This is a genomic window from Stenotrophomonas sp. Steno-C15, assembly GCF_056393265.1.
Genome location: NZ_JBWJPF010000023.1, coordinates 54,221 through 63,062 on the forward strand (window position 1 = coordinate 54,221; position 8,842 = coordinate 63,062).

The following is an 8,842-nucleotide window of genomic DNA, read 5'->3' on the forward strand; positions in this document are numbered from 1 at the left end:
CATGAACGCTGTTGCCAAGACCTTCTCCACCGAAGGCGATTACAAGATCCGCGACATCACCCTGGCCGACTGGGGCCGCAAGGAACTGGACATCGCCGAGCATGAAATGCCGGGCCTGATGTCGATCCGCCGCAAGTACCAGGCCGAGCTGCCGCTGAAGGGCGTGCGTGTGACCGGCTCGCTGCACATGACCATCCAGACCGCGGTGCTGATCGAAACGCTGAAGGACATCGGCGCCGACGTGCGCTGGGCCTCGTGCAACATCTTCTCGACCCAGGACCATGCGGCTGCGGCCATCGCCGCCACCGGCACCCCGGTGTTCGCCTGGAAGGGCGAGACCCTGGAAGAGTACTGGGACTGCACCCTGGACGCGCTCACCTTCACCCTGGCCGACGGCACCCTGACCGGTCCGGAGCTGGTGGTCGATGACGGTGGCGACGTCACCCTGCTGATCCACAAGGGCTACGAGCTGGAAAACGGCAGTGACTGGGTCAACACCGCCTCCTCCTCGCACGAGGAACAGGTCATCAAGAACCTGCTCAAGCGCGTGGCCAAGGAGCGCCCGGGTTACTGGGGCCGCGTGGTCAAGGACTGGAAGGGCGTCTCCGAAGAGACCACCACCGGCGTGCACCGCCTGTACCAGCTGGCCCAGGCCGGCACCCTGCTGATTCCGGCGATCAACGTCAACGATTCGGTCACCAAGAGCAAGTTCGACAACCTGTACGGCTGCCGCGAGTCGCTGGCCGATGGCCTGAAGCGTGCCATGGACGTGATGCTGGCCGGCAAGCTGGCCGTGGTCTGCGGTTACGGTGACGTCGGCAAGGGCTGCGCCGCCTCGCTGCGTGCCTACGGCGCACGCGTGGTCGTGACCGAAATCGATCCGATCTGCGCCCTGCAGGCAGCGATGGAAGGCTATGAAGTCAACACCATCGAATCGACCCTGGGCCGCGCCGACCTGTACGTCACCACCACCGGCAACAAGGACATCATCCGCATCGAGCACCTGAGCGCGATGAAGGACCAGGCCATCGTCTGCAACATCGGCCACTTCGACAACGAGATCCAGGTCGATGCGCTGGTGTCCTACCCGGGCATCAAGCACGTCAACATCAAGCCGCAGGTCGACAAGTACGTCTTCCCGAACGGCAATGCGATCTTCCTGCTGGCCGAGGGCCGCCTGGTGAACCTGGGCTGTGCCACCGGCCACCCGAGCTTCGTGATGTCCAACAGCTTCGCCAACCAGACCCTGGCACAGATCGACCTGTGGGCGAACAAGGACAACTACGAGAAGAAGGTCTACCTGCTGCCGAAGAAGCTGGACGAGGAAGTGGCACGCCTGCACCTGGAGAAGATCGGTGTGAAGCTGACCACCCTGACCCAGGAACAGGCCGACTACATCGGCGTGCCGGTGGAAGGCCCGTTCAAGCCGGACCACTACCGCTACTGATGCCGCGCCCGGGGTAACGGAAGCAGAAAGAACGGGCGCCTTCGGGCGCCCGTTCTGCATTCGGCACGCCGGTAGCGCCGGGCCATGCCCGGCGGGTACAGGGCGCCTGCTCATCGACACGCAGGCAATACGATCTCCACGCCACCGGGCATGGTCCGGCGCTACCAGATCATGGCAACAGCCTCGGTCAAGGCAGCCGCGTCGCCCCACGCTACGATGCGCCCATGACTCCGGCCATCACCCTGCTCAAGCGCGAGAAGATCGCCCACACCGTACGCAGCTACGTGCACGATGCCCACGCCGAATCGTATGGTGGCGAGGCCGTCGACAAGCTGGGCCTCAACCCGGCACAGGTATTCAAGACCCTGCTGGCCAGCACCGAAACCCACGAGCTGCTGGTGGCGATCGTGCCGGTGGCCGGCCAGTTGGACCTGAAGGCGTTGGCGGAAGCAGCCGGCTGCCGGAAGTGTGAGATGGCCGCTGCCGACGCCGCCCAGCGCGCCACCGGCTACGTGGTCGGTGGCATCAGCCCGCTCGGGCAGAAGAAGCGCCTGCGCACGTTCCTGGATGCCAGTGCGCAGGTATTGCCCAGCCTGCATGTCAGCGCCGGGCGTCGTGGACTGGAAGTGGAACTGGCGCCGGCCGACCTGCTGCGCCTTACGGCCGGCCATTACGCCGCCATCGGCAAGGCCCGCTGATGCGCTGGCCGTGGTCCGCAGCGCCGATACCCCGGCTCGACGATGCACAGGCCGACGTGCTGCTGCAGGATCTGCTGTCGCGCGACGCCAGCCGCATCACCGACGCCGCGCGCACGGTTGCGCGGTTGTTCACCCCCTCCTCGCTGGAGGCCCTGGCATCGCACGCCGACCTGATCGAGCGACGCTGCCAGCCCGTCGAACTCGGCGGCATGCTCGTCAGCAACCAGGCGCACCTGAAGGCGGCGCTGCGACGATTGCGCCACTGGCAGGCGCGCGAGGGTTGCCTGTGCGCGCTCAACCCCACCTACCCGTTCTTCGATCCCCGGCGCCTGATCGAACAGGGCCACATGCAGCTGCTCTCGTTGCAGGAGGCCGAGGATGGTTGGGGCGATTGCCACATGGTCGCCTGTGCACACTGCGGCCAGCACTGGCAGGCAATCGACCGCGAATACCATTACCCGTGGTGGGAATGGCTTTCCGGCTGAGCGCGGCCGGACGCACGTGACCGGGCTTACGGCCGCCAGTTGGCGTTGTTCTCCCAGAACGCCACCGAACGCTGGTAGGCCTCACGGTCCAGCGGCACGCCGGAACCGCCCTCCTCCACACCGAGCGCATTGCGCATCATCGTGATCGGCGCCATCGGCACCTCCTCCGGTTCGGCAGTGTAGATGCAGCCGACGATGCCCCAGTCCGCATCGATCGGTGAGCCCTCTTTGGCCAGCTGCTCAGCGCTGTACAGGATCACCACCAGGTAGTTCGCACGCGGCGATTCGACGCCTTCGAACCAACGCACCAGCACCGGCAGCTCATCGCGGTTGCGCGCTTCGTAGCCGCTGCGCAGCAGGTGGCGGTTGGCATCGGTGACCGGCACGGTCAGGCAGCGCGTGCTGGTCCAGTTCTCGTAGACGAACAGCTTGCAGAACGGCGCGTAGCCGTCGAGCACCTTCAGCGGTGCGTGTGCGTTGAGATACGCCTCGAACTGCTCGGCAGTGCAGTCCTGGATGGTGTTGCCGCGCGGCACGCGCGGGAACAGGCGGGGACGGGCGAAATCGGTAAGGACGATGGACATGGTGTGCGGCGTGATCAGGAATTCAGTGGCACAGGGTACCCGCCCTTCCCCCTTCGCGGCAGGCGCTTCACACATTCATTGCACATCCATCTTGATGAAGCGATATACTGGTTCGCACCCGCCGCCATCGCCCGTGCCATGACCGCCATCAGCTTCGAGTTCTATCCGCCCAAGACCGACGAACAGCGCAGCCAGCTCGACCGTGCCGCGGCGAAGCTGAAGGACTACGCGCCCGAGTACGTGTCCTGTACGTTCGGCGCCGGTGGCTCGACCCTGAGCTACACCTCCGAGACCGTGCGCCATCTCAACCAGCACCACGGCTTCGAGGCGGCGCCTCATCTCTCCTGTGTCGGCGGCACCCGCCAGGAAATCCGCGAGCTGCTCAAGCTGTACCGCGCGATCGGCTGCCGCCGGCTGGTCGCGCTGCGGGGTGACCTGCCCTCGGGCATGGGCTTTCCTGGCGACCTGCGCTACGCCGCCGAACTGATCGCCTTCATCCGTGCCGAACATGGCAATGCCTTCCGCATCGAGGTCGGTGCCTACCCCGAAACACATCCGCAGGCCTCCGATGCCCTGGCCGACCTGAAGCACTTCAAGGCCAAGATCGATGCCGGCGCCGACGCGGCGATCACCCAGTACTTCTTCAACCCCGACGCCTACTTCCACTTCGTGGATGAAGTGCGCCGGCTTGGCGTGGACGTGCCGATCACGCCCGGCATCATGCCGATCGCCAACTTCAGCCAGCTGCGCCGCTTCTCCGAGCAATGCGGTGCCGAGATCCCGCGCTGGATCGGCCGCAAGATGCAGGCCTACGGCGATGACGCGGCATCGGTGCGTGCATTCGGCGCCGAAGTGGTGGCCAAGCTGTGTCAGCGCCTGATCGAAGGCGGCGCGCCGGGCCTGCACTTCTACACACTGAACCTGGCCAAGCCGACAACGGCCGTGTTGAAACTGCTGCAGGGCTGAAAGCACGCTGCACGCGTGCATTCGGCGCTACCCTGCGTCGATGAGATCCATTTCACTCCTGCTGCTGCCGCTGCTGCTGTCCGCTGCGCCCGGCGTTGCCCACGGCCAGGCCTCGCGCCTGAACCGCTGCACCGATGCACAAGGCCAGAGCGTCTACACCGACCGGCCCTGCGACAGCATCGGCGCGCGATCACGGCTGCCACCTCCCGCTCCTGCCGGCAACCACCTGCCGCAGGACTCGCTGGGGGCGCGCTGCCCGCGCCGCCTGAGCGAGCTGGTACAGGCCCTGCGCACCGGCATCACCGGCAACGACGTGAACCGCTTGTCCTCACTCTATCTCTGGGGGGCGGTGTCCGACGCGGGCGCGCAGCGCATCCTCGGCCAGCTGGAGTCGCTGGCGCGGCGGCCACTTGTGGACGTCGTGCCGGTCTATCCGCAGCAGGCACAGGCCGTTCTCCAGGACGAGGATCCTGCACTGGCCGGATCCGCGACCGAGCCCTCCACGTCGCGCCATCCCGTAGGCCTGCGGCTTGAGCAGACGCTGCCTGGCAGCGCCACCCGCGCCGCGACGGTGCTGGGACTGCGACGTCAGTACGGCTGTTTCTGGATCACATTGTGACCGGTGGGGTCCGATCCCGGCAATGGGGTCAGAGCCCGGCTGCGCGGGGATCTGACCCCGCGAGCGTGCTCTACTCCGGCCACAGGCTGCGGATGGCGGCGATGCCCTGCCCACCATGGCGGCGCGCCTCAGCGACCTGGCCGCGTGCCATCCCACCCAGCGCGTAGATGGGCAGCGATACCTGTGCACGCAGGGCGGCAAACGCATCCCAGCCCAGCGGCGTTGCCTCGGGATGGCTGGCGGTCGCCTGCACCGGCCCAAGCACGGCGAAGTCGCATCCCAGCCGTTGTGCGGCCTGCAGCTGCTCAAGATCGTGGCAGGAGGCTCCCACCAGCTGCCCATCCGGCAACGGTCGCGCCTGCAGGGACAACAGCTGTTCGCTGCCCAGATGCACGCCGACACCCAGCGAGCGCGCCAGTTCGATATCGCGGTTCAGCAGCCACTGCACCCCGCGCCGGTGCGCGCGCAGCGCCTGCTCGATCAGGGCCTGACGGCGAGGATGCTGCAGCGGCAGGCGCAGCTGGATGCGCTGCTGGCCGCCACTGACCGCGCGCTGCAGCCGTTCCTGCCACTGCCGTTGACCGGCCTCGTCCTCACCCGGGGCAGGGGTGACCAGATAGCAGTCGGGCTCGCGCAGTGCCGCCACCACCGGCAGGTCGGCCGGCGGCATCGAGTAGCGTCCGAGCTTGTCCTGCGCGACCCAGGTGATGGCCTGGCCTTCGCGACCGCGCGGTGTGCCCTTCCAGCTGCGGACGTGCCGCACTTCCAGCGTCAGGTGCTTGTCCGGGTACCGCTGTGGCACGTCCATGATCCAGTCGCCGACCTCGGCTTCGATGCCCAGTTCCTCGCGCAGTTCACGCACCAGGGCCTGCGCGGAGGTTTCGCCCGCTTCGCGCTTGCCGCCGGGGAACTCCCACAGGCCGGCCATGTCGCGGTTCTCGGTACGACGGTTGAGCAGCACGCGGCCACGGGCGTCGGTGATGACGGCCGCCACGACATGGATCGATCGGGTGGGGGAAGGCATGCAGGGAGCATGCCTACAACAGGGGGACCGGCGCAATCGCGGATCGCGTACTTTCCTGCCCCAGAACGGGAGAGCCCCGCTTTCGCGGGGCTCTCTGGCCGGTCAGCTCAGCTGGCCGTGGCAGTGCTTGTACTTCTTGCCACTGCCGCACGGGCACGGATCGTTGCGGCCGATCTTGGCTTCTTCGCGCTGCACCTGGGCCACGCCCTGCTGCGCGGCCTGCACCTGCGCCGCTTCCTCGTCGGCGCTGTAGCCGCCGGCGTCCTGGTGCTGGAACTGCGACTGGCGCAGGCGTGCCTCGACCTGCTGGCGCTCGGCCGCTTCCAGTGCCTGCACTTCCTCGTCGCTGCGGATGCGCACGCGGGCGAGCAGGGTCACCACTTCGCGCTTGACGTTCTCCAGCATGTCCGAGAACAGCTCGAAGGCTTCCTTCTTGTACTCCTGCTTCGGCTGCTTCTGCGCGTAACCCCGCAGGTAGATGCCCTGGCGCAGGTAGTCCATGCGTGCCAGGTGCTCCTTCCAGCTCTGGTCCAGCACGGTCAGCATCACATGCTTTTCCAGCGCGCGCATGGTCTCGTCGCCGACGCTGGCTTCCTTCTCGGCGAAGTGCTGGTTGACGCGCTCCTGCACCTTGGCGGCGATGGTTTCGGCGTCCAGTTCCTCGTGCGACTTGACCAGGTCGGTCAGCGACATCTGCAGGCCGAACTCCGACTCCAGGGTCGCTTCCAGGCCACGCAGGTCCCACTGCTCGTCCACCGAGTTCGGCGGCACGAAGCGCGCAACGATGTCGAAGACGACGTCGTCGCGGATGCCATCGACGTTCTCCTTCACCGATTCGGCGTCCAGCAGTTCATCGCGCTGGGCGTAGATGACCTTGCGCTGGTCGTTGTTGACGTCGTCGAAGTCCAGCAGGTTCTTGCGGATGTCGAAGTTGTGGGCCTCGACCTTGCGCTGCGCCTTCTCGATCTGGCGGCTGACCAGGCGGTCTTCGATGACGTCGTCTTCCTTCATGCCCATCATGCGCATGGCCTTCTGCACCCAGTCGGAGGCGAAGATGCGCATCAGGTTGTCTTCCAGCGACAGGTAGAAGCGGGACGAACCCGGGTCGCCCTGGCGGCCCGAACGGCCACGCAGCTGGTTGTCGATACGACGCGATTCATGGCGCTCGGTGCCGACGATGTGCAGGCCGCCTGCCGCCTTCACTGCTTCGTGGCGCTGCTGCCAGTCGGCCTTGATCGCCGCCTTCTGTTCATCGGTGGCATCTTCGCCCAGCGCATGCAGCTCGGCTTCCAGCGAACCACCGAGCACGATGTCGGTACCACGACCGGCCATGTTGGTGGCGATGGTCACCGCGCCGGGACGACCGGCATTGGCGACGATGGTCGCTTCGCGGTCATGCTGCTTGGCGTTGAGCACTTCGTGCTTCACGCCCGCCTTGCGCAGGTGCTCGGACAGCATTTCCGAGGTTTCGATCGAGGTGGTACCGACCAGCACCGGCTGGCCGCGCTTGGCGCATTCCTCGATGTCGGCCAGCACCGCGTTGAACTTGCCCTTGCGGTTGAGGAACACCTGGTCCGGGCTGTCCTTGCGGATGGTCGGGCGGTTGGTCGGGATCACCACCACTTCCAGGCCGTAGATGCTCTGGAACTCGAATGCTTCGGTATCGGCCGTACCGGTCATGCCGGACAGCTTCTTGTACATGCGGAACAGGTTCTGGAAGGTAATGCTGGCCAGCGTCTGGTTCTCACGCTGCACCGGCACGCCTTCCTTCGCCTCCACCGCCTGGTGCAGGCCGTCGGACCAGCGGCGACCGGCCAGGGTACGGCCGGTGAACTCGTCCACGATCACCACTTCACCATCGCGCACGATGTAGTCCACGTCACGCTGGTAGATGGCGTGCGCGCGCAGGGCGGCGTTGAGGTGGTGGACCACGGTCAGGTTCTGCGCCGCGTACAGGCCTTCGGTGTCGCCGTTGAGGATGCCGGCCTCGACCAGCAGCTGTTCGGCGTGCTCCATGCCCGCTTCGGACAGGTGCACCTGCTTGCCCTTCTCGTCGACCCAGAAGTCGCCCTCGCCGTCTTCCACTTCCTGCTTGACCAGGTTCGGCACGATGCGGTTGACGCGGATGTACAGCTCCGGGGAATCGTCGGCCGGGCCGGAGATGATCAGCGGGGTGCGTGCTTCGTCGATCAGGATGGAGTCGACTTCGTCGACGATGGCGTAATGCAGGCCGCGCTGGTAGCGATCGGCCTTGGACAGCGCCATGTTGTCGCGCAGGTAGTCGAAACCGAATTCGTTGTTGGTGCCGTAGGTGATGTCGGCGGAATAGGCTTCGCGCTTGTCGCTGTGCGGCATGCCCGGATACACCACGCCCACGCTCAGGCCCAGCCAGTTGTACAGCTTGCCCATCTGCGCGGCATCGCGGCGGGCCAGGTAGTCGTTCACGGTGACCACGTGCACGCCCTTGCCTTCCAGCGCGTTGAGGTACACCGGCAGCGTGGCCACCAGGGTCTTGCCTTCACCGGTACGCATTTCGGCGATCTTGCCCAGGTGCAGGACCATGCCGCCGATCAGCTGCACGTCGTAGTGGCGCATGCCGAGCACGCGGCGGCCGGCTTCGCGGCAGACCGCGAATGCTTCCGGCAGGACCTTGTCCAGGGCCTCACCGCCGGCGATGCGCTGCTTGAACTCCGGCGTCTTGGCCTGCAGCTGCTCGTCGGAAAGCTTCTCGATCTCCGGCTCCAGCGCATTGATCTTGGCGACGATGCGGTTGAGCTGGCGCAGCTGTCGTTCGTTACGACTGCCAAATACGCGGGTAAGCAGGCTGTTGATCATTGAAGGAACCGGGTTGGATGGACACGACGCCCGGCCTTCCCTGGGGAATCCGTCCGCCGCAAACGAAACAGGGCGCTTGGCGCCCTGTCGATGGCAACACCCATTGTAGCTTGGGACGGCCGGGAGGGGTTTCAAGCGTCCCGTGCGGCGTGATCGGCCCGGATCCGGCAAACCGGGGTTGAGC

8 protein-coding genes are annotated in these 8,842 nt (G+C 66.2%); 5 read left to right on the forward strand and 3 right to left on the reverse strand.

What is annotated here, in order from left to right; translation table 11 throughout:
• Position 1 precedes the first annotated feature (1 nt).
• The 3 genes from ahcY (at position 2) to AC06FB_RS15620 (ending at position 2,630) form a co-directional block, all read left to right on the forward strand.
• The gene (gene ahcY, locus AC06FB_RS15610) at positions 2–1,447 is read left to right on the forward strand and encodes an adenosylhomocysteinase (protein WP_053516439.1); all 1,446 of its coding nucleotides are present in this window, start codon (positions 2–4) and stop codon (positions 1,445–1,447) included.
• Between the two features lie 224 nt (positions 1,448–1,671).
• On the forward strand, positions 1,672–2,145 hold the full coding sequence (ybaK, locus tag AC06FB_RS15615; protein ID WP_180875710.1) for a Cys-tRNA(Pro) deacylase: 474 nt from the start codon (positions 1,672–1,674) through the stop codon (positions 2,143–2,145).
• Positions 2,145–2,630, forward strand: coding sequence for a hypothetical protein (locus AC06FB_RS15620; protein WP_459040713.1), 486 nt, complete (start codon positions 2,145–2,147; stop codon positions 2,628–2,630). The genes ybaK and AC06FB_RS15620 overlap by 1 nt, the downstream gene beginning before the upstream one ends.
• Before the next feature lie 26 nt (positions 2,631–2,656).
• Here AC06FB_RS15620 and AC06FB_RS15625 read toward each other — a convergent pair whose 3' ends face one another.
• Positions 2,657–3,214 (reverse strand): DUF3228 family protein, encoded by a 558-nt coding sequence (locus AC06FB_RS15625; RefSeq protein ID WP_065175850.1) that lies wholly within the window; start codon positions 3,212–3,214, stop codon positions 2,657–2,659.
• A 138-nt stretch (positions 3,215–3,352) separates the two neighbouring features.
• On the opposite strand from AC06FB_RS15625, the gene metF reads away from it, so the two are divergent.
• Both metF and AC06FB_RS15635 read left to right on the forward strand, forming a co-directional pair.
• Complete coding sequence (gene metF / locus AC06FB_RS15630; protein WP_053516480.1) at positions 3,353–4,180, forward strand: methylenetetrahydrofolate reductase [NAD(P)H]; 828 nt, start codon at positions 3,353–3,355, stop codon at positions 4,178–4,180.
• Positions 4,181–4,220: 40 nt separating this feature from the next.
• Complete coding sequence (locus tag AC06FB_RS15635) at positions 4,221–4,799, forward strand: DUF4124 domain-containing protein (RefSeq protein WP_128989146.1); 579 nt, start codon at positions 4,221–4,223, stop codon at positions 4,797–4,799.
• 70 nt (positions 4,800–4,869) lie between these two features.
• Here the strand turns inward: AC06FB_RS15635 and AC06FB_RS15640 are convergent, their stop codons facing one another.
• Together AC06FB_RS15640 and secA are read right to left on the reverse strand one after the other, a co-directional pair.
• The gene (locus AC06FB_RS15640; protein ID WP_053516444.1) at positions 4,870–5,823 is read right to left on the reverse strand and encodes a Nudix family hydrolase; all 954 of its coding nucleotides are present in this window, start codon (positions 5,821–5,823) and stop codon (positions 4,870–4,872) included.
• Positions 5,824–5,925: 102 nt separating this feature from the next.
• On the reverse strand, positions 5,926–8,658 hold the full coding sequence (gene secA / locus AC06FB_RS15645) for a preprotein translocase subunit SecA (RefSeq protein WP_053516445.1): 2,733 nt from the start codon (positions 8,656–8,658) through the stop codon (positions 5,926–5,928).
• Positions 8,659–8,842: the final 184 nt, after the last annotated feature.